At 68.8% G+C, this 18,542-nt stretch carries 16 protein-coding genes; 9 read left to right on the top strand and 7 right to left on the bottom strand.

Annotated elements, in window-relative coordinates; all coding sequences use genetic code 11:
- Positions 1 to 95: 95 nt before the first annotated feature.
- Complete coding sequence (locus AC1M14_RS12585; RefSeq protein WP_102771347.1) at positions 96 to 1,142, bottom strand: TRAP transporter substrate-binding protein; 1,047 nt, start codon at positions 1,140 to 1,142, stop codon at positions 96 to 98.
- Between the two features lie 334 nt (positions 1,143 to 1,476).
- Entirely contained in the window at positions 1,477 to 2,382 is a 906-nt protein-coding gene (locus AC1M14_RS12580; RefSeq protein WP_102771348.1) for a LysR family transcriptional regulator, read from the bottom strand.
- A gap of 86 nt (positions 2,383 to 2,468) precedes the next feature.
- Between AC1M14_RS12580 and AC1M14_RS12575 the strand changes: the two genes are divergently transcribed.
- Positions 2,469 to 3,428, top strand: a complete 960-nt coding sequence (locus AC1M14_RS12575) for a DMT family transporter (protein WP_111825031.1) — start codon at positions 2,469 to 2,471, stop codon at positions 3,426 to 3,428.
- A 75-nt stretch (positions 3,429 to 3,503) separates the two neighbouring features.
- Entirely contained in the window at positions 3,504 to 4,694 is a 1,191-nt protein-coding gene (gene fabV / locus AC1M14_RS12570) for an enoyl-ACP reductase FabV (RefSeq protein WP_479731705.1), read from the top strand.
- A 1-nt stretch (position 4,695) separates the two neighbouring features.
- Here the strand turns inward: fabV and serB are convergent, their stop codons facing one another.
- Complete coding sequence (gene serB / locus AC1M14_RS12565; RefSeq protein WP_102771351.1) at positions 4,696 to 5,406, bottom strand: phosphoserine phosphatase SerB; 711 nt, start codon at positions 5,404 to 5,406, stop codon at positions 4,696 to 4,698.
- A gap of 9 nt (positions 5,407 to 5,415) precedes the next feature.
- Positions 5,416 to 6,324: a LysR substrate-binding domain-containing protein gene (locus AC1M14_RS12560; protein ID WP_479731704.1), complete on the bottom strand. Its 909-nt coding sequence runs from the start codon at positions 6,322 to 6,324 to the stop codon at positions 5,416 to 5,418.
- 250 nt (positions 6,325 to 6,574) lie between these two features.
- Here AC1M14_RS12560 and AC1M14_RS12555 point away from each other — a divergent pair, with 250 nt between their 5' ends.
- From AC1M14_RS12555 to AC1M14_RS12545, 3 genes are read left to right on the top strand one after another with little or no spacing between them, the layout of a single operon-like run.
- Positions 6,575 to 7,651, top strand: a complete 1,077-nt coding sequence (locus tag AC1M14_RS12555; protein WP_209165462.1) for an ABC transporter ATP-binding protein — start codon at positions 6,575 to 6,577, stop codon at positions 7,649 to 7,651.
- A gap of 13 nt (positions 7,652 to 7,664) precedes the next feature.
- On the top strand, positions 7,665 to 9,311 hold the full coding sequence (locus AC1M14_RS12550; protein WP_209165463.1) for an ABC transporter permease: 1,647 nt from the start codon (positions 7,665 to 7,667) through the stop codon (positions 9,309 to 9,311).
- A gap of 22 nt (positions 9,312 to 9,333) precedes the next feature.
- Positions 9,334 to 10,317: an ABC transporter substrate-binding protein gene (locus AC1M14_RS12545; RefSeq protein WP_479731703.1), complete on the top strand. Its 984-nt coding sequence runs from the start codon at positions 9,334 to 9,336 to the stop codon at positions 10,315 to 10,317.
- 6 nt (positions 10,318 to 10,323) lie between these two features.
- Here the strand turns inward: AC1M14_RS12545 and AC1M14_RS12540 are convergent, their stop codons facing one another.
- A complete protein-coding gene (locus tag AC1M14_RS12540) occupies positions 10,324 to 11,001 on the bottom strand; it encodes an ABC transporter ATP-binding protein (RefSeq protein ID WP_102771356.1) in 678 nt (225 codons plus the stop codon).
- On the opposite strand from AC1M14_RS12540, the gene AC1M14_RS12535 reads away from it, so the two are divergent.
- Positions 11,000 to 11,647: an arylesterase gene (locus AC1M14_RS12535; protein ID WP_479731702.1), complete on the top strand. Its 648-nt coding sequence runs from the start codon at positions 11,000 to 11,002 to the stop codon at positions 11,645 to 11,647. The genes AC1M14_RS12540 and AC1M14_RS12535 overlap by 2 nt on opposite strands.
- A gap of 4 nt (positions 11,648 to 11,651) precedes the next feature.
- Here AC1M14_RS12535 and AC1M14_RS12530 read toward each other — a convergent pair whose 3' ends face one another.
- Positions 11,652 to 13,619 carry a SurA N-terminal domain-containing protein gene (locus AC1M14_RS12530; RefSeq protein ID WP_479731701.1) on the bottom strand — a complete coding sequence of 656 codons (1,968 nt, stop codon included), beginning with the start codon at positions 13,617 to 13,619 and terminating at the stop codon, positions 11,652 to 11,654.
- A gap of 271 nt (positions 13,620 to 13,890) precedes the next feature.
- On the opposite strand from AC1M14_RS12530, the gene AC1M14_RS12525 reads away from it, so the two are divergent.
- The 3 genes from AC1M14_RS12525 to AC1M14_RS12515 are packed head-to-tail and all read left to right on the top strand — an operon-like array spanning position 13,891 to position 16,881.
- Positions 13,891 to 15,183, top strand: a complete 1,293-nt coding sequence (locus AC1M14_RS12525) for a M20/M25/M40 family metallo-hydrolase (RefSeq protein ID WP_479731700.1) — start codon at positions 13,891 to 13,893, stop codon at positions 15,181 to 15,183.
- A 46-nt stretch (positions 15,184 to 15,229) separates the two neighbouring features.
- Entirely contained in the window at positions 15,230 to 15,979 is a 750-nt protein-coding gene (ugpQ, locus tag AC1M14_RS12520; protein ID WP_111825024.1) for a glycerophosphodiester phosphodiesterase, read from the top strand.
- Positions 15,980 to 15,990: 11 nt separating this feature from the next.
- The gene (locus AC1M14_RS12515) at positions 15,991 to 16,881 is read left to right on the top strand and encodes a 23S rRNA (adenine(2030)-N(6))-methyltransferase RlmJ (protein WP_102771360.1); all 891 of its coding nucleotides are present in this window, start codon (positions 15,991 to 15,993) and stop codon (positions 16,879 to 16,881) included.
- Between the two features lie 44 nt (positions 16,882 to 16,925).
- Here the strand turns inward: AC1M14_RS12515 and AC1M14_RS12510 are convergent, their stop codons facing one another.
- On the bottom strand, positions 16,926 to 18,362 hold the full coding sequence (locus AC1M14_RS12510) for a dihydrolipoyl dehydrogenase (protein WP_102771361.1): 1,437 nt from the start codon (positions 18,360 to 18,362) through the stop codon (positions 16,926 to 16,928).
- Between the last annotated feature and the right edge of the window lie 180 nt (positions 18,363 to 18,542).

Below are 18,542 nucleotides of genomic sequence, written 5' to 3'. Positions count from 1 at the left end.
CCAGGCACATCCCATCGGGATGCCGAGGATCCGGCTCCGCCGGTCCTCAGGCATGCCCCCCTGGGGGGGAAGCGCGCAGCGCTTCGGGGGGGGCTCTACTTCTTCGCCACGACGCCCAGCGTCTTGCCGATCGTGGCGTTGAAGTCGTTCACGCATTGCGCCGAGCAGCGCGCGGCCCACTTGGGCAGCACGGCTTCCTGCGTGACCTTCTTCAGCAGTTCGCGGTCCGCGTCCGTGGGCTGGACCAGGACCATCTTGCCCTTGACCGGGTACGGGCACGCGGCCGCGCCGGTGTTGCAGTCATAGCCCTCCTGGGTCTGGCGCGCCGCGGCGTCCCAGATGTCGTCGACCAGGGTCTTCACGTTGGTCTGCAGGAAGCTGCGGACCTTGGGATCGAGCTTGTCCCAGGCCTTCTGGTTGACGGCGTGGATCTGCTGGTTCCAGTTGATCGGCAGCGCCACCAGGTGGGTGGAGACCTCGTACCACTTGGCCGAGTAGCCCGACAGCGAACCCGTGATGGCGCAGTCGACCACCTTGTTCTGCAGCGCCGGCACCACTTCGCCGAACGCCATGGTCACGCTGGAGCCGCCCAGCGCCTCGACGAACTCGGCCGTGGTGCGGCTGCTGGTGCGGACCTTCTTGCCCTTGATGTCGGCCAGGCCCTTGATCTCGGCGTTGCAGAACAGCACCTGCGCGGGATAGGTCGAGATGCCCAGCAGCTTGACGTTGCTGCCCTCGCCGTACAGCTTGGCGTAGACCGGCTCGAATGCGTCGGTCACGGCGCGCGCGGTCTTGACGTCGGGCGCCAGGCCGGCCAGGTCGATCGCCTCGTTGATCGGGTTGTCGCTGGCGAAGTACGCCAGCGTGGCGGTGCCGAACTCGACCACGCCCTGCGACATCAGGCGCAGCAGCTCGGGACCCTTGAGGCCCATTTCGTTGAAACCCTTGATCGTGGCCGTGACCTGGCCCTTGGAGAGCTCGGGGATCGTCTTGGTCCAGAACGGTTTTTCGTAGTCGTTGTAGGCGGTCAGGTTGCTCAGGCCGCCCACCACCTTCAACTGGGTCTTGGGCAGGTCTTGCGCCTGGGCGGCGCCGGCGAGCAGGCCGGCGGCGACTGCGGCGAAAACTAGAGACTTTTTCATGGACAAAACTCCTAGCTGGCGGGATGGTATGCCGCGCGCGGGACCCCGTTATCCCGGTGGCGCGCGGATGGCTGATCGGGAGTCAGTAGCCCCGCGGCGATCGTAGATGCGCCGCCATTGCAGCGTCAGGGCCCGGGAGCGTCCAATCGTATGTTGCGATACGGGGGTATAAATATTTCTTGGGTCTGCCGGACGCGGGCTACGACTTTTTGCGCAAATCACGCTGTGGCGCGGCTTTGCGGGCCGCGGCGGCGGTTTTGCGCGGCGCCGCAAAAACGGCTTTCATAAAAATAGGGACACTGTCTGCTGGGGAAAACACCTACCCTGCCAACGGCTAGCAAGGCGTCCCGTCGCCGGCCTGGGCGGCCACTTTCTGGGCCATCTGCGCGATCACGCGCACCGCGTGGCTGTCCGGCCCCTGCACCCAGGTCGCGGTAAAGCTCAGCTGCGGCAAGGGGTCGGCCTGCACCCGCAGGATGCGCAGTTCGCCGCGCGCCAGCTCCTTGCCCAGGAACACCGGCGCGATCACGCTGGTGCCGATGCCGTCCTGGGTCATGCGCACCACCATCGACATGGAGGCGCTGCCGTACATGCGCGGCGCGGTCACGCCGGCGCGCGTCAGCATGTCGCGCACGACCCGGTACGGCGCGCTGTTGGACGGATAGGTGATGATGGGCAGCTTGCCGATGCGCTCCAGCGTCAGCGGCTCCGGTCCCAGGTCCAGCACCGGGCTGGCCACCCAGGCCAGCGGATAGGTGCACAGCGCCAGGTTCTCGACCCGCGCCTCCAGCACCGGCCCCATCAGGAAGGCCAGGTCGATCTGGCGCGACATCAGGTGCGAGCGCAGCACGTGCGTGGTGTCGACCTCGATCTCCAGCACCAGCGCCGGATAGTTGGTGTGGATGAGTTCGATCAGGGCCGGCAGCCAGGTCTGCACGATGGTCTCGGCCACGCCGATGCGCACGGTGCCCGTCATCACGTTCTGCTCGCGCGCGGCCTCGAACATGTCGCGCCGCAGCTGCAGCATGCGTTCGGCGTGCGACAGCAATTCATGGCCCTTGCCGGTGAGCTTGACGCCGCGCGCCTCGCGCTCGAACAGGCGCACGCCCAGGTCGGCCTCCAGCGAGGCGATGCGTTGCGATACCGCAGGCTGCGTGGTGTTGAGTTTTTCGGAGGCCGCGCGGAAGCTGCCCAGCGTGGCCACCCAGAAAAAAGTTTCGATGTTGCGTAATTCGATCATGAGCCTGTTCCCCCGGCTCGATGAGCGTATCATGTCAGCCGCCCGTCAGTACCCTGGAACAGGGCCCCAAATCAAGGAGTCTTCCGATGAACCCGGCCGATAGCGGTCGTACGCGCGCAGGCGCGCCCGCGGCCAGCGGCCCCATGCTGGGCGTGCTGTTTCTGGTGCTTTCGATGTGGGTCCTGTCCTGCCTGGACGCCAGCGGCAAGTGGGTCATGAGCGCGGGCGTGCCGCTACTGGTGCTGTCCTGGTTCCGCTACGCGGTGCACCTGGTGCTGGTGCTGGCGCTGGTGCTGCCGGCGCGCGGGCTGGGCATCGTGCGCAGCAAGAAGCCGCGCGAACAGATCCTGCGCGGCGGCTCCATGTTCCTGGCCACGCTGATGTTCTTCACCACGCTGAGCTACATCCCGCAGGCCGAGGCCACCGCCATCAACTTCCTCGCCCCGCTGCTGGTGCTGTCGGCCGCGCCCTGGATACTGCGCGAGCCGGCGCGCCTGTCGCGCTTCGTGGCCGCCGGCGTGGCCTTCGTCGGCGTCGTCATCGTGATCCGTCCGGGCGGCGGCCTGGACCCGGTGGGCACCCTGTTCGGCCTGCTCACGGCCTGTTGCTTCGCGGTGCAGTTCATCGCCACGCGCCGCGTGGCCGGCGACGATCCGTTCACCTCGCTGATCTGGAGCGGCGCGGTCGGCACCGTGGTGCTCACCCTCGCCCTGCCCTTCATCCTGCCGCCGGCCATGCCGGTGCTGCGCGCGCTGGCGCCGCAGGACTGGCTGCTGCTGATTTCCACCGGCATCACCGGCGGCCTGGGCCATCTGTTCCAGATCGCCGCCTACCGCCGCGCGCCGGCCTCGACGCTGGCGCCCTTCGTGTACCTGCAGATCATCAGCGCCACCGCGGTCGGCTGGCTGGTGTGGGGCCATTTTCCCGACGCGCTGACCTGGCTGGGCATCGCCATCATCTGCGCCAGCGGCATCTGCATCGGCGTGGTGGAATGGCGCCGCGGACGCGCGCCGGGCGCGCCGCTGGCCGACGCCCGCGCCCGCTGAGTCCTTGCCGGGCGGCTCCCGTACAATGCGGGTCGCCCTAGCGCTTTTCCCGATATTTCCCGAACCGAGGCCCTCATGATCATCAAGCCCCGTGTGCGCGGCTTCATCTGCGTGACCACCCACCCTGCCGGCTGCGCCGCCAACGTCAGGAACCAGATCGACTACGTCCGCGCCCAGGGGCCGATCGCCGGCGGACCCAAGCGCGTCCTGGTGCTGGGCGCGTCCACCGGCTACGGCCTGGCGGCGCGCATCAGCGCGGCCTTCGGCTGCGGCGCGCAGACGCTGGGCGTGTTCTACGAGCGCGCGCCCGAGGGCGGCAAGCCGGGCACCGCGGGCTGGTACAACAGCGCCGCCTTCCACGAAGCGGCGCAGGCCGCCGGCCTCTACGCCAAGAGCATCAACGGCGACGCGTTCTCCGACGAGATCAAGCAGAAGACCATCGAGGCCATCCGCCGCGACCTGGGCCAGGTCGACCAGGTGGTCTACAGCCTGGCCGCGCCGCGCCGCACCCATCCCAGGACCGGCGAGGTCTACAACTCCACGCTCAAGCCCGTCGGCGCGCCCGTCACCCTGCGCGGCCTGGACACCGACCGTGAAGTGGTCAGGGAATCCGTGCTGGAACCCGCCACCCAGGCCGAGATCGACGCCACCGTGGCGGTCATGGGCGGCGAGGACTGGCAGATGTGGATCGACGCGCTGCTGGAGGCCGGCGTGCTGGCCAAAGGCGCCACCACCACGGCCTTCACCTACCTGGGCGAGAAGATCACCCACGACATCTACTGGAACGGATCGATCGGCGCGGCCAAGAAAGACCTGGACCGCAAGGTGCTCGACATCCGCGCCAGGCTCGCCGCGCGCGGCGGCGACGCCCGGGTGTCGGTGCTCAAGGCCGTGGTCACGCAGGCCAGCTCCGCGATCCCGATGATGCCGCTGTACCTGTCGCTGCTCTTCAAGGTCATGAAAGAGCAAGGCACGCACGAAGGCTGTATCGAACAGGTCTACGGGCTGTACCGCGACAGCATTTGCGGCCCTGCGCCGATCCTGGACGAGGAAGGCCGGCTGCGCGCCGACCGCAAGGAACTCGATCCCGAGGTGCAGGCCCGGGTGCAGGCGCTGTGGCCGCAGGTCACCAGCGAGAACGTCTACCAGCTCACGGACTTCGCCGGCTACAAGCAGGAATTCCTGCGCCTGTTCGGCTTCGAGGTCGAGGGCGTGGACTACGAGGCCGACGTCGATCCGGCCGTCGAGATCCGCGGCCTGATCTGATTCAGGCGAACAGCTCCAGCAGGCGGTCCAGGCCGCCTTCGTCTATCGCCACCTTGGCTTCCTGGCGCACCACCGGCTTGGCCCGATAGCCCACCGACAGGCCGGCCGCGCGCATCATCGGCAGGTCGTTGGCGCCGTCGCCCACCGCGATGGCGCGCTGCGGCCCCACGCCCCGCGCCGCGCACACCTCCAGCAGCTTGCGGCGCTTTTCCTCGCCGTCGCAGATGTCGCCCCAGGGCTGCGGCAGCAGCCGGCCGGTCAGAAGGCCGTCGCGCACTTCCAGCACGTTGGCGCGCACGTCGTCCAGGCCCAGGCGCGCGCGCAGCCGGTCGGTAAAGCAGGTAAAGCCGCCGGTCACCAGCAGGCAGGTCAGGCCGGCCGCCTTGCAGGCCGCGATCAGCGTCTCGGCGCCGGGGTTGATGCGCACCCGCTCCTCGTAGACCCGGTCCAGCATCGCGGCCGGCATGCCGGCCAGCAGCGCCACGCGCTCGCGCAGGCTTTGCTTGTAGTCCACGCTTTCGCCGCGCATGGCGGCCTCGGTCAGCGCCGCGACTTCGGCCTTCTTGCCCATCAGGTCGGCCATCTCGTCCAGCGTCTCGATGGAGATCAGCGTGGAGTCCATGTCGAACGCGATCACTTTGTAGTCCGACAGCGCCAGCGGCGGCGCGATGCCGCGCCATTGCAGGCCGGGGTTGGACGTGGGCAGTAGCATGGGGAATTCCTAGGCGGGTTGCGAGGCCTCGCGCCCCTGGGCGCGCAGCCATTCGATGAATAATTGCGCCGCGGCCGCCGCCGGGCTGTCCGGGCGGTACAGCGCGTGGATGCCGGCGTTGGGCAGTTGCGGCTGCGTGAAGAGCGGGCGCAGCCGGTCGGCGCGGATGTCGTCGTCCAGCAGGCACCAGGGCGCCAGCGCGATGCCCAGCTCGTTCATGGCGGCCTGCATGCACAGGAACTGATGGTCGAACACCGGGCCGGGCAATTGCGCCGGCACGTCCACCTTGGCCAGCGCGAACCAGCGCGGCCAGTGGTCCATGCCGCCGGCGACCTTGAGCAGCGGATGGCCGAGGCAGTCCGCCGGCGCGGCCAGGCGGTTGCGCTCGATAAAGCGCGGCGAGGCCACCGGCACGTGGAAATCGTCCAGACAGTGCACACAGGTGAATTCCGGATGCGCCAGGTAGCCCAGGCGGACCAGCACGTCGCTGCCGGCGTCGCCGCCGCGGTCCAGGAACGGACGGCCCTGCGTGGTCAGCTGCACGTCGATGCCCGGATGCAGCGCCTGGAACGCCGACAGGCGCGGGATCAGCCACTTCATGGTCAGGGACGGCGTGGCGCTTACGCGCAGCGCGCCGCCGTAGCCGGGCGACTTCAGCTTGGCGGTGGCCGCGGCGATGCGCTCCAGGCTGGCCTGCACTTCGGGAAAATACGCCTGGGCGCAAGGCAGCAGCGCCACGCCGCGCGCCTCGCGCGCGAACAGGGGCTGGCCCACATACTCTTCGAGGATGCGGATCTGCTGGCTGACCGCGCTGTGCGTGATGCTGAGTTCTTCGGCCGCCGCGGTGAAACTGCGCAGCCGCGCCGCGACTTCGAACACCCGCAAGGCCTTCAGCGGCGGCAGGCTGGGCGCCGCCATCTCAATGGCGGCGCGCCCGGGCGCCCGTCCGGCGCCGCGCTATGCTGCGTTGTCCCACGTCTACCCTTGTCGTGTATTTATTCTCGGTGCCCGGCGTCGAACGCGCGCACACCCCTCCGTCCAGCCGCATTCTAGGGGATTGCGCGCGCGCCGACCTCTTAGAAAATCTAACGCCACGCCTTAAAAAACACTGCTGGTCGCGCCGCGCGCCCATTCCTATGATGCCGGGAACCTCATCGGGGAACCCAACATGGCATCAATCACGGTAGACGGCATCGTCAAGACCTTCGGCGGGCAGCAGGTGCTGCGCAACCTTTCGCTGCACATCCCGGACGGCGCGTTCTATACGCTGCTCGGCCCCAGCGGCTGCGGCAAGACCACCCTGCTGCGCTGCATCGCCGGCTTCTACGCGCCCGACGGCGGACGCCTGCTGTTCGACAAGGACGACGTGACCCACGTGTCCGCGCACCGCCGCGACATCGGCATGGTGTTCCAGGACTACGCGCTGTTTCCCGACAAGACCGCGTTCGACAACGTGGCCTACGGCCTGCGCGCGCGCGGCGTGGCGCGCGCCGAGATCGCACGCCGCGTCAACGAGGCGCTGGACAAGGTCGGCCTGCAGGCGCTGGCCGAACGCTTTCCCGCCCAGATGAGCGGCGGACAGCGCCAGCGCGTGGCCCTGGCGCGCGCGCTGGTGATCCGCCCGCGCGTGCTGCTGATGGACGAGCCGCTGTCGAACCTGGACGCCAAGATGCGGCTGCAGATGCGCGACGTGATCCTGGACCTGGTGCGCGAGGCCGGCATCACGACCGTGTTCGTGACGCACGACCAGGAAGAAGCGCTGGCCATGTCGGACCGCATCGCCATCATGGACCGCGGCGACATCGCGCAGCTGGGCACGCCGGAGGAACTCTATGGCACGCCGGTCAACGCCTATGTGGCGGACTTCATCGGCTCGGCCAACGTGATTCCCGTGCCCGCCAGAAACGGCCAGGCCGGCGCGCCGGCCGGACACGTGCGCTACGAACTCTGCGGCCTGGGCTTCGACGGCATGCAGGGCAGCGAGCGCCTGGACGATCAGGGCATCCTGATCGCGCGGCCCGAGGAGCTGGCGCTGATGGCGCCCACGCCCTACGTGCCCAACACCCTGCCCGGCAAGGTGCTGCGGCGCCAGTACCTGGGCTTCAAGACGGCCTACCGGATCGAACTGGCCAACGGCTCGGAGATCCGCGTCGAACTGCACGCCGGCAACATGGTGGCGCAGTTCCAGCCGGGCGAGGCCGTGCAGGTGCTGATCCCCGCCGACAGCCGCGTCGTCAACGCCTGAGGAACGCCGCGCCATGAAAAGACTATGGTGGCCCTGGGGCGTCCTCACCGCGATCAGCCTGGCCGTGCTGCTGTTCTTCGTGCTGTATCCGCTGGGCGTGCTGTTCGGCAACAGCGTCACCGGCCAGGACGGCGGCTTCACGCTGGAGGGGTTTCGCGCCCTGCTGGCCGACTCGCAGTACGTGGAGGCCTTCGGCAACACGCTGATCCTGGGCCTGGCCGTCACGACCTGCACCGTGCTGGTGGGCGTGCCGTTCGCGTACATGGTGGCGCGCTACGACTTCCCGCTCAAGAACCTGGTGGCGATCCTGCCGGTGCTGACCATCGTCATCCCGGAGATCATCGTGGGCCAGTCGTGGCTGCTGATCCTGGGCAACAACGGCCTGCTGACGAATCTGCTGGGCGACGCCGGCATTTCGCTGCCGTCGTTCTACGGCTGGACCGGCATGCTGTTCTCGATGACGCTGGTCTACTACACCTACATCTACCTGGGCGTGCTGGCGGCCTTGCGCGGCTTCGACGGCCAGCTGGAGGAAGCCGGCCTGAGCCTGGGCACGCCGCCGCTGCTGACCAAGCTGCGCGTGCTGGTGCCGGTGCTGCTGCCGGCGGTGCTGGTCAACGCGCTGGTGGTGTTCACGCTGGTGGTGGGCAACTTCGCGCTGGCCACGCTGCTGGGCAGCCGCGTGCCGCTCTTGTCGGTGATGACCTACAACACCTTCGTCAGCGAAATGGGCGGCAGCCCCACGCTGCAAAGCGCCATGTCGGTGGTGTCCATCGCCATCGTCGCCATCGTGCTGTTCTTCCAGAAGCGCGTGGTCGAACGCAAGGTCTACACCATGACGCAGGGCCGCGCCCCGGCCCCGGTGCGCGTGCGTTCGTGGACGGCGCTGCTCTACACCGGCGGCGTGGGCCTGGTGATCTGCATTTCGCTGCTGCCGCTGATCGTGGTGTTCATCGCGGCCTTCACCAAGACCAGCGGGCCGGTCATGCAATGGGGCCAGTGGTCGCTGGCCAGCATGCAGCGCGCGCTGCACGGCGCGCCCGAGCCCATTCTCAATTCGCTCAAGTTCGCCTCGCTGGCCACGGTGCTGGGCGTGTCCTTCGCGGTGTTGGCCAGCTACCTGACGATCAAGAAACGCAGCGCCTCCACGCAGGTGCTGGACTACATCGTGGTGCTGCCTTTGACCATCTCCGGCACGGTGCTGGGCATCGCGCTGGTGCAGACTTTCAACACCGGCTGGCTGGTGCTGGCGGGCACCTCCGGCATCATGGTGCTGTGCTACACGGTGCGGCGCCTGCCGTTCGCGGTGCGCAACGCCTCGTCGGTGCTGTTCAACATTCCCGAGTCGATCGAGGAAGCCTCGATCAGCCTGGGCGTCTCCCCGCTCATGACCTTCTTCAAGGTGGTCCTGCCCGCCATGAAGGCCTCGATCATCTCGGCCGCCATCCTCATGTGGCTGACGACGATCTCCGAGCTGTCGGCCTCCATCGTCGCCTACAGCGGCGGCCTGGAAACCATGCCCATCGCCATCTTCCGCCAGGTCGACGGCGGCAGGCTGGGCATGGCCTCGGCCTACGGCGCGGCGCTGGTCACGGTGATCGTGCTGCCCATCATCGTGTCGGTCAAGGCGTTCCGCATCAAGCTGTTCTCCGGCAAATAACCCACTCGCACAGAGGCTACCCATGCAACTCAAGCACCTACTTCAGCACAGCGTCCTGGCGGCGGCACTGGCAACCGGCGCGGCCCAGGCCCAGAACGTCGTGCTCTACTCGTCCAACAACACCGAGACCATCGAAACCGCGCTGGAAGCGGTCAGGCAGCACGCGCCCAAGCTGAACGTGCAGCCGGTCACCGGCGGCACCGGCACCATGATGAAGCGCATCGAGGCCGAGGCGCAGAACCCGCGCGGCGACCTGTTCTGGAGCGGCGGCTTCGGCACGCTGGGCGCCTACCGCCAGCACCTGCAGCCCTACCGCCCGGCCGACCTGGACAAGATCCCGGCGGAATTCCGCGGCCCGGACGACCTGTGGGTCGGCACCAACGTCCACGTCATGGTGATGATGGTCAACGAGCGCCAGCTCAAGGGCCTGCCCGCGCCGGCGACCTGGTCGGACCTGATGCAGCCGCAGTGGAAGAACAAGTTCGCCATCACCGATCCGTCCAAGAGCGGCACGGCCTACATGCTGGTGTACGGCCTGTACAAGCAGTTCGGCCAGGAAGGCCTGGACAAGATCGCGGCCAACGCCGTGATCACGGCTTCGTCGGGCACCACCTACAAGGGCGTGGCGGCCGGCGAATACGCCGCGGGCCTGACGCTGGAATACGCCGCGCAGGAATACGTGGCCGGCGGCCAGAAAGAGATCAAGCTGGTGTATCCGTCCGAAGGCAGCTACCTGGCGCCGGAAGGCATGTTCATCATCAAGGGCGCGAAAAACGCGGACGCCGCCCGCGCCCTGTATGACGGCCTGCTGAGCAAGGAATCGCAGCAGGCCCAGCTGGTGAACAACTTCCGCCGCCCGACGCGCACGGACATCCCGGTGGCCAGCCTGACCACCCTGCCCGACCTCAAGAGCATCAAGATCTTCCCGATCGACCAGGATGCGGCGGCCAAGGAATATGAAGCCGTGGTGGCCGCCTGGAACCAGGCCGTCTCGAAGGCGAAATAAGCGCCCTCAGTTGCCGTCGACCATCCGGCCGGCGGCAAGGACCAGCTGGCGCCCGCAACGGGCCGCCAGCTGCGGATCGTGGGTCACCAGCACCAGCGTGGTGCCGTGCTCGCGGTGCAGGTCGAACATCAGGTCGATGACCGTCACGCCGGTGGCGGCGTCCAGGCTGCCGGTGGGCTCGTCGGCGAACAGCAGGTCGGGCCGCACCACGAAGGCGCGCGCCAGCGATACGCGCTGCTGCTCGCCGCCGGACAGCGTGCGCGGGTAGTGATGCAGGCGCGCGCCCAGGCCGACGCGCTCCAGCATGGCCTGCGCCGCCTCGCGCGCGGCCTGCCCGGCCAGTTCCAGCGGCAGCATCACGTTCTCCAGCGCGGTCAGGTTGGGCAGCAGCTGGAACGACTGGAACACGAAGCCCACGTGGTTGGCGCGCAGGCGTGCGCGGCCGTCCTCGTCCAGGGAAAACAGGTCCTGCCCGGCCAGGCGCACGCTGCCGGCGCTGGGAACATCCAGCCCCGCCAGCAGTCCCAGCAAGGTGGACTTGCCCGAACCGGAGCTGCCGGTGATGGCCACCGCGCTGCCGGCCTCGACCGTAAAATCTATGCCTTCCAGGATAGACAGCGTGCCGCCGGCGTCGGCCACCCGCTTGCCCAGCCCTTTCACCTCGATCGAATTCTTGTTATCCATGCGCCTATTTTCCCGTCTGCTACTCGTATCCGTCCTGGCGACCGCCAGCGTGGCGCCCGCCCACGCTCAGACCGCCGCGCCGGCCCAGGGTTCCGCGCCCCGCACCGTGCTGATCCTGGGAGACAGCCTGTCGGCCGAATACGGCATCAAGCGCGGCACCGGCTGGGTGCCGCTGCTGTCGGCCCGCCTGTCCGAACAATACCCCAACTATCGCGTCGTCAACGCCAGCATCAGCGGCGACACCACCAGCGGCGGCGTGGCGCGCCTGCCGGCGCTGCTGCGCCAGCACGAGCCGGCCGTGGTGGTGCTGGAGCTGGGTTCGAACGACGCGCTGCGCGGCCTGTCGCTGTCCATGACCGAGCAGAACCTGCGCACCATGACGCAGGCGGCGCGCCAGGCCGACGCCCGCGTGCTGATCGTGGGCATGCAGATTCCGCCCAATTACGGGCGCGACTACACCCAGCGCTTCGCACAGGTGTTCCCCACGGTGGCCAAAGACGAAAACGCCCGGCTCGTGCCCTTCCTGATGGAAGGTATTGCAACGAACCGGGCGATGTTCCAGGCCGACGGCATCCATCCCAACGAGGATGCCCAGGCCAGATTGCTGGACAACGTGTGGCCGACGCTGCGGCCCATGCTCGACTGAAGCGTCAGCCGGCGGCCTGCTGCTGGTCGCCGCGGATGACGTCGGCGGCGGCCGGCAGCACTTCGACCTTGTACTGCTCACGCAGCATGCGAATCATGGCTTCGCTCTCGGCCTGGCCCCAGGCGCCGGAGAGCTGCTGCGCGAGGCTGTCCTGGTCGGCCTTGTCGACCTTGCCGGCCTCGACCTTCTCCAGGCGCACCAGCGTGTAGTCGGCGCCCGACTGCACGCCGGCATAGCCCGGCAGCGTGCCCGCGGGCAGGCGCATGGCGGCTTCGAGGACCGGACGCGGCAGGCCCTTGGGGTCCTGGCGCGAGACGGTCTGCGGCGCCGAATAGCCTTCCGGCACGGTCGTGGCCGGGCTGGCCTTGTCGGCGGCCAGGGCGGCTTCGCCGGCCTGCTTGGCGGCGGCGGCGGCGCGCTCGTCGATCAGCCTGGCGCGGATCGAATCGCTGACCTTCTCCAGCGGCGGCACGTGGGCCGGCTGCACCGCGGCCACGCGCACGGCCAGCATGGTGTCGGGCGAGAGTTCGATCACGCCGGAGTTGTGCTTTTCGCGCAGCACGTCGGGCGAGAACAGCACCTGGCGCACGCGCGGGTTGTCCAGCAGCGCGGCGTCGGGGCTGTCGGCGGCCGAGCCCGGGCCGGCCTGGTCGGCGGGCAGCAGGCCCTCGCGGGTCACCCCGGAGGCGGTGCGCAGCTTCAGGCCGACGGCGTCGGCGGCCGGCTGCAGGCTGTCCTGCTGGTCGTAGACCTGCTTGTTCAGCTGGCTGGCCATTTCCGAGAAACGCACGGCGGCGATCTGCTTGCGCACTTCGCCGGTGATCTGGTCCTTGACCTCGGCCAGCGGCTTGATGGCGGCGGGCTGGATCTCGGTGACCTTGACGATGTGCAGGCCCGACGGGCTTTCGATCACGCCCGAGACCTGGTCCTTGGCCTGGCCGAACACGGCCTTCTCCAGCGGGCCGGACAGCATGCCCGGGGCCAGCCAGCCCAGGTCGCCGCCCTTGGCGGCCGAGCCGGCGTCCTGCGATTCCTTGGCGGCCAGCTCGGCGAAGCGGGCCGGATCGGCGGCGGCCTGGCGGGCCAGGTCCTCGGCCTTGGCGCGGGCGGCCTTGCGGGCCTCTTCCGAGGCGCCGGGGGCCAGTTCGATCATGATGTGGCTGGCGCGGCGGCGCTCGGGCTTGCCGAAGCGGTTCTTGTTCTGTTCGTAATAGGCGGTCAGGTCTTCTTCCTTGACCTGCACGCCCTGGGTGGCGGCGGCCTCGTCCAGCACCAGGTACTGCACCTGGACCTGCTCGGGGATCTGCAGCTGCTGCTTGTTGGCGTCGTACCAGGACTGGATGTCGGCCGGCGTGACGTTGACCTGCGAGCGGAAGTCGGCGGCGGCGAAGCGGCGCAGCTGCACCGTGCGCTGCTGGGTCAGCGCGGTTTCCAGCGCGGCCACGACCTCGGCCGGCGCGCGGGCCGACTGGCCGACCGGTTCGAGCACGCGGGCCACGGCCAGGTCGCGGCGCAGGCCGGCTTCGAACGAGGTCGGCGACATGCCCTGCGCGGCCAGCACCTGGCGGTAGCGCTCGGGCGAGAAGCGGCCGTTGTCCTGGACTTCGGGAATCGCGGCGATGGTATTGCGCAGCGTTTCGTCCGACACCGAGAAGCGGTTGTCCATGGCGACATTGGCCAGCAGGCGCTGGTTGATCAGCTGGTTCAGCAGGTTTTCGCGCAGCGCCGGCGTGTCGATCACGGCCGGGTCGAACTGCGTTCCCAGGCGCTGGCGCAGCTGTTCGAGCTGGTTGCGGTGCGCCTGGTCGAACTCGGCGCGCGAAACCGGTTGCCCGGCGACCGTGGCCAGTTCGGGCTCGGCCCGCATGAAACTCTCATAGCCTTGAATCCCGACCAGGAAAAAGGACGGCACGATCAGAAGCAGCAGGATGAACTGCATCCAGCGCCGATGGCTGCGAATAAATTCGAACATGGAATCCCTGTTGCCGCGCTCCGGGGTATCCACCCGGAGCCGCACGAAAACGCATAAAAAAGGGCGAACCCGATTCGCCCCATTCCCATACCGGTCACTACCGGGTCAGCGGGCGGATTTTAGCATTTCTCATTCGCCGGGTGAGCCGGGCGAAACCCGGCCCTCGCCCGCATGGATCGCATCCGCCGTCAACCCGGGGAATCACTATTTCCGCCGCCTGCGGCCCCTCGTATCGTGGCCGGGTCCTTCCACCCGCAAAGAGGTCGCCCCGATGCCGTTTTCCGCCCCCCGCCTGCCCGTTCTGCGCGTCTGCGTCGCGCTCGCCCTGCTCGGCGGCGCCCACGCGGCGCTGGCCGCCCCGGTCGCCGCCGTGCACGAAGCCGCCCAGGCGCAGCGCCAGGGCATGCTGGACACCATGCGCGACCTGGTCGGGATCGAATCCGGCAGCAAGGACGTCGAAGGCGTGGAGCGCATCGCCGAACTGATCCGCGACCGCCTCAAGGCCCTGGGCGGCAAAGCCGAGATCCTGCCGGCCACCGACGTGTTCCGGCTGGACGACACGCCCGAGAAGGTCGGCCCCATGGTGCATGCCGAATTCAAGGGCAAGGGCGACAGGAAGATCATGCTGATCGCCCACATGGACACCGTCTACCGCAACGGCATGCTGAAGGACCAGCCCTTTCGGATCGACGGCGACAAGGCCTACGGGCTGGGGATCGCCGACGACAAGCACGGCGTGGCCATGATCCTGCACACCATCGCCCTGCTGCAGAAGCTGGGTTTCGACGATTTCGGCACCCTGACCGTGCTGATCAACGGCGACGAGGAAATCAGCTCGCCCGGGGCGCGCAGCACCATCACCCGCCTGGGCGCCGAGCAGGACGCCGTGTTCTCGTTCGAGGGCGGCGGCGCCGAGCCGCGCCTGACGCTGGCCACCAGCGGCATCGGCGCGGCCTACCTCACGGTGCAGGGCAAGACCTCGCACGCCGGCTCGCGCCCCGAAGGCGGCGTCAACGCGCTCTACGAACTGGCGCACCAGGTGCTGCAGCTGGACGACCTGTCCAAGCCCGAGGCGGGGCTGAAGCTGAACTGGACCGTGGCCCAGGCCGGCACCAACCGCAACGTCATCCCGGGCCAGGCCACCGCCCAGGCCGACGCCCGCGCGCTGCGCGTCTCCGACTTCGACGCGCTGTCGCGCAGCCTGGAGGAAGGCATCAAGAACAAGCTGCTGCCCGATTCCAAGGTCAGCGTGAAATTCGAAATCCGCCGCCCGCCGCTGGAGGCCACGCCCGCCTCGCGCGCGCTGGCCCGCCACGGCGTGGAGATCTATAAGGAACTGGACCTGCCGCTGAAGGTGGTGGACCGCGCCAGCGGCGGCGGCACCGACGCGGCCTTCGCGGCGCTCAAGGCGCGCGGGCCGGTCATCGAGGGCATGGGCCTGTCCGGCTTCGGCGCGCATTCCAACGACGCCGAATACATCCGCATCGACAGCATCGTGCCGCGCCTGTACCTGGCCGCCCGCATGATCATGGACGTGTCGCAGGGCAAGGCGCCCATGAAGTAGGAGTATCCTTGCAATCCTGTCCCAAGAACCTGATTGCAACACCTCCATGAGCGCAACATTACCCTCCTGGCCCTATTCCCGCTACATCGCCCACCGCGGCGGCGGCCGGCTGGCCCCGGAGAACACGCTGGCCGCGATGCGCGTCGGCGCCGAACACGGCTTCACCATGTTCGAATACGACGTCAAGCTCAGCCGCGACAACGTGCTGGTGCTGATGCACGACGACAAGGTCGACCGCACCTCCAACGGCGCCGGCCCGGCCGCGGACAAGACCTACGCGGAACTGGCGCAACTGGACTTCGGCAGCTGGCATTCGGCCGCCTACGCCGGCGAGCCGCTGCCCACTTTCGCCGCCGTGGCCCGCTACACCCTGGCCAACGGCATCGCCAGCAATGTCGAAATCAAGCCCTGTCCCGGCCGCGAGGCCGAGACCGGCCGCGCCGTGGCGCTGGCCGTCCGCCAGTTGTGGCAGGACGCGGCCCCCCTGCCCCTGCTGTCCTCGTTCGCGGAAGCCGCGCTGGCGGCCGCGCGCGAGGCCGCGCCGGAAGTGCCGCGCGCGCTCCTGGTGGAAAAAGTCCCCGCCGACTGGCGCGAGCGCCTGGCCAAGTACGAATGCGTGGCGCTGAACATCAACCAGAAAGACGCCACCCGCGAACTGATCGACGCCGTGCACGCCGCCGGCTACCGCATCGCGGCCTGGACCGTCAACGACCCGGAACGCGCGCGCCTGCTGCTCGACTGGGGCATCGACGGCATTTTCACCGACGAGCTGGCCGCCATCCGGCCCGCCGCCTGAGGCACCGCGCCGTGTTCAGCTACCGCCACGCCTTCCACGCCGGCAACCATGCCGACGTGCTCAAGCACGCCATCCTGATCCACACGCTGGATTACTTCAACCGCAAGGACGCGCCCTACTGGGTGGTCGACACCCATGCCGGCGCCGGGCTCTACAGCCTGGACAGCGACTGGGCCGCCAAGACCTCGGAGTTCGCCGACGGTATCGGCCGCCTGTGGGAAGCGCCGGACCTGCCGCCCATCCTGGCCGACTACGTGGCCCGCATCCGCGCCTACAACACCAACGGCCGCCTCAAGCGCTATCCCGGCTCGCCGTGGCTGGCGCTGGACGCCATGCGCCCGTCGGACCGGCTGCGGCTGTTCGAGATGCATCCCACCGAAATCGACACGCTGGTCTCCAACCTGGAGCACCAGGGCCGCACCGCCCAGCGCCAGACCACGATCTACGGCGACGACGGCTTCGAGGGCGTGAAGGCGCTGCTGCCGCCGCCCACGCGCCGCGGCATGGTGCTGATCGACCCTTCGTACGAAGACAAGAACGACTACCGCCGCACGCTCATTACCGTCAAGGAATGCATCAAGCGCTTCGCCACCGGCACCATCGCCGTCTGGTATCCGCTGGTGCAGCGCCGCGAGGCCGGCGAGATGGCGCGCCACCTGGAAAACCTCAAGGTCAAGAGCTGGCTGCACGCCACGCTGACCGTCAAGAAAGCCGCCATCGACGGCTACGGCCTGCACGGCAGCGGCATGTTCCTGATCAATCCGCCCTGGACCCTGCACGACGCGCTCAAGCCCGCCATGCCTTACCTCGCGCGCACGCTGGGGCAGGACGAACGCGCCGGGTTCACGCTGCAGTTCCGGGAAAATCCCTTCCCCGCGCCGAAAAAACACTCGGACGAATAAGGCGCTTCCCGCGTCGCAGGCGCTGCGGCGCGGGACGCCCGCCCTCAAACCACCTCGTCTTCCGTCGCTTCCGGCCGCAACGCCTCGCGCGCCAGCGCCAGCTTGGCCGCGGCGTCGCGCAGCGCCGTGCGCAGGCCCTCTTCGATCACCGGGTGGTAGAACGGCATCTCCAGCATGCGCGCCACGGTCAATTCCTGCTGCACGGCCCAGGCCAGCAGGTGGCCGATGTGCTCGGCGCTGGGGCCCACCATCTCCGCGCCCAGAAAGCGGCCGGTTTCGATATCGGCGTACACGTGCAGCAGGCCGCGGTTCTTCAGCATGACGCGCGAGCGGCCCTGGTCGCCGAAATCCACCTCGCCGATCACATAGGTGCCCGGGATCAGCCGCGCGTGGCCCTTGCCGGCCACCGCGATCTGCGGGTCCGAGAACACCACCGCCAGCGGCGCGCGGCGCAGGCCGGGACGGACGTCCGGATGGCGCGCCGCGTTTTCGCCGGCGATGCGGCCTTCGTCGGCCGCCTCGTGCAAGAGCGGCGCGTCGGCGTTGGCGTCGCCCGCGATGAAGATGGCGCTGTCGCCGGCCTGCATGGTTTCGCGGTCGAAGACCGGCACGCCCTGCGCGTTCAGCGCCAGCGAGGTGTGCTCCAGGCCCAGCCCGTCCAGGTTGGCGCGGCGGCCGGTGGCGACCAGGGCGTAATCGAAGCGCTCGGTGCGCTCACTGTTGTCCAGCGCCACGTAGCGCACTTCGACCTCGTCGCCCACGCGGGTCGTCTCCAGCACGCGCGCGTCCGGGTCCAGGTAGAACTCGCCCTGGAAGATCTTGCGCGCCGCCTGGCGGACCTGCGGGTCGCTGATGCCGGCCAGGCTGCCGCTGACCCCGAAGACGCGCACGGTCACGCCCAGCCGGGCCAGGGCCTGGCCCAGCTCCAGGCCGATCACGCCGGGACCGAACACCGCCACGCGGCGCGGCAGGTCGTTCCAAGCGAACACCTCGTCGTTGACCACCAGCCGGTCTCCCAGCGCGCGGAAAGGCGGCGGCACCGAGGGGCGCGAGCCGGTGGCGATGACGATGCTGGCGGCCTGCACCTCGGTGTGCTCGTCCACGTGCAGCACCGTATCCGACACGAAGCGGGCATAGCCGCGCAGCTTGTCCTCGGCGGGGATGTTCTCCACGCCTTCGAGCACGAAACCGACGAAGCGGTCGCGTTCGCGCTTGACGCGGTCCATGACCGCCGCGCCGTCGACGCTGATCTTGCCGTTCACGCGCACGCCGAACGCATCCGTGTGGGCGGCGCTGTGGGCCGCTTCGGCCGCGGCGATCAGCAGCTTGGACGGCATGCAGCCCACGCGGGCGCAGGTGGTGCCATAGGGGCCGCCCTCGATCAGCAGCGCTCGCTTGCCCGCGGCTTTCGCCGCGCGGTAGGCGGCCAGGCCGGCGGTGCCGGCGCCGATGATGGCGATGTCGGTGTGCAGAGTCTTCATGTCTTGGGGTCTCCCTGTATGGCGTGGGGCAGGATTTGCAAGGCGTATTCCGCCTTGTTGCGCAGCCTGAGGACGAACGCCGTCCCGCGGCGCCCGGACGGGGCCGCACCAAGATGCGCAACGAGGGAAATTCGCGGAAGATGCCGGGCCGCGGCGGGCGGCCCGGCCGGCGGACCGGGA

The sequence above is a fragment of the Achromobacter sp. SX5 genome, from assembly GCF_056711425.1.
This window is presented reverse-complemented; position numbering and strand designations above follow the sequence as displayed.

What these genes read in the sequence shown, in the direction of transcription:
- serB (WP_102771351.1), bottom strand. Translation starts at nt 5,406, where the DNA reads ATGCTACTGCCCACGTCCAACCCCGGCCTGCAATGGCGCGGCATCGCG.
- AC1M14_RS12580 (WP_102771348.1), bottom strand. Translation starts at nt 2,382, where the DNA reads ATGATCGAATTACGCAACATCGAAACTTTTTTCTGGGTGGCCACGCTG.
- AC1M14_RS12550 (WP_209165463.1), top strand. Translation starts at nt 7,665, where the DNA reads ATGAAAAGACTATGGTGGCCCTGGGGCGTCCTCACCGCGATCAGCCTG.
- AC1M14_RS12555 (WP_209165462.1), top strand. Translation starts at nt 6,575, where the DNA reads ATGGCATCAATCACGGTAGACGGCATCGTCAAGACCTTCGGCGGGCAG.
- AC1M14_RS12585 (WP_102771347.1), bottom strand. Translation starts at nt 1,142, where the DNA reads ATGAAAAAGTCTCTAGTTTTCGCCGCAGTCGCCGCCGGCCTGCTCGCC.
- fabV (WP_479731705.1), top strand. Translation starts at nt 3,504, where the DNA reads ATGATCATCAAGCCCCGTGTGCGCGGCTTCATCTGCGTGACCACCCAC.
- AC1M14_RS12535 (WP_479731702.1), top strand. Translation starts at nt 11,000, where the DNA reads ATGCGCCTATTTTCCCGTCTGCTACTCGTATCCGTCCTGGCGACCGCC.
- AC1M14_RS12525 (WP_479731700.1), top strand. Translation starts at nt 13,891, where the DNA reads ATGCCGTTTTCCGCCCCCCGCCTGCCCGTTCTGCGCGTCTGCGTCGCG.
- AC1M14_RS12545 (WP_479731703.1), top strand. Translation starts at nt 9,334, where the DNA reads ATGCAACTCAAGCACCTACTTCAGCACAGCGTCCTGGCGGCGGCACTG.
- AC1M14_RS12560 (WP_479731704.1), bottom strand. Translation starts at nt 6,324, where the DNA reads ATGGCGGCGCCCAGCCTGCCGCCGCTGAAGGCCTTGCGGGTGTTCGAA.
- AC1M14_RS12540 (WP_102771356.1), bottom strand. Translation starts at nt 11,001, where the DNA reads ATGGATAACAAGAATTCGATCGAGGTGAAAGGGCTGGGCAAGCGGGTG.
- AC1M14_RS12530 (WP_479731701.1), bottom strand. Translation starts at nt 13,619, where the DNA reads ATGTTCGAATTTATTCGCAGCCATCGGCGCTGGATGCAGTTCATCCTG.
- AC1M14_RS12575 (WP_111825031.1), top strand. Translation starts at nt 2,469, where the DNA reads ATGAACCCGGCCGATAGCGGTCGTACGCGCGCAGGCGCGCCCGCGGCC.
- AC1M14_RS12510 (WP_102771361.1), bottom strand. Translation starts at nt 18,362, where the DNA reads ATGAAGACTCTGCACACCGACATCGCCATCATCGGCGCCGGCACCGCC.
- ugpQ (WP_111825024.1), top strand. Translation starts at nt 15,230, where the DNA reads ATGAGCGCAACATTACCCTCCTGGCCCTATTCCCGCTACATCGCCCAC.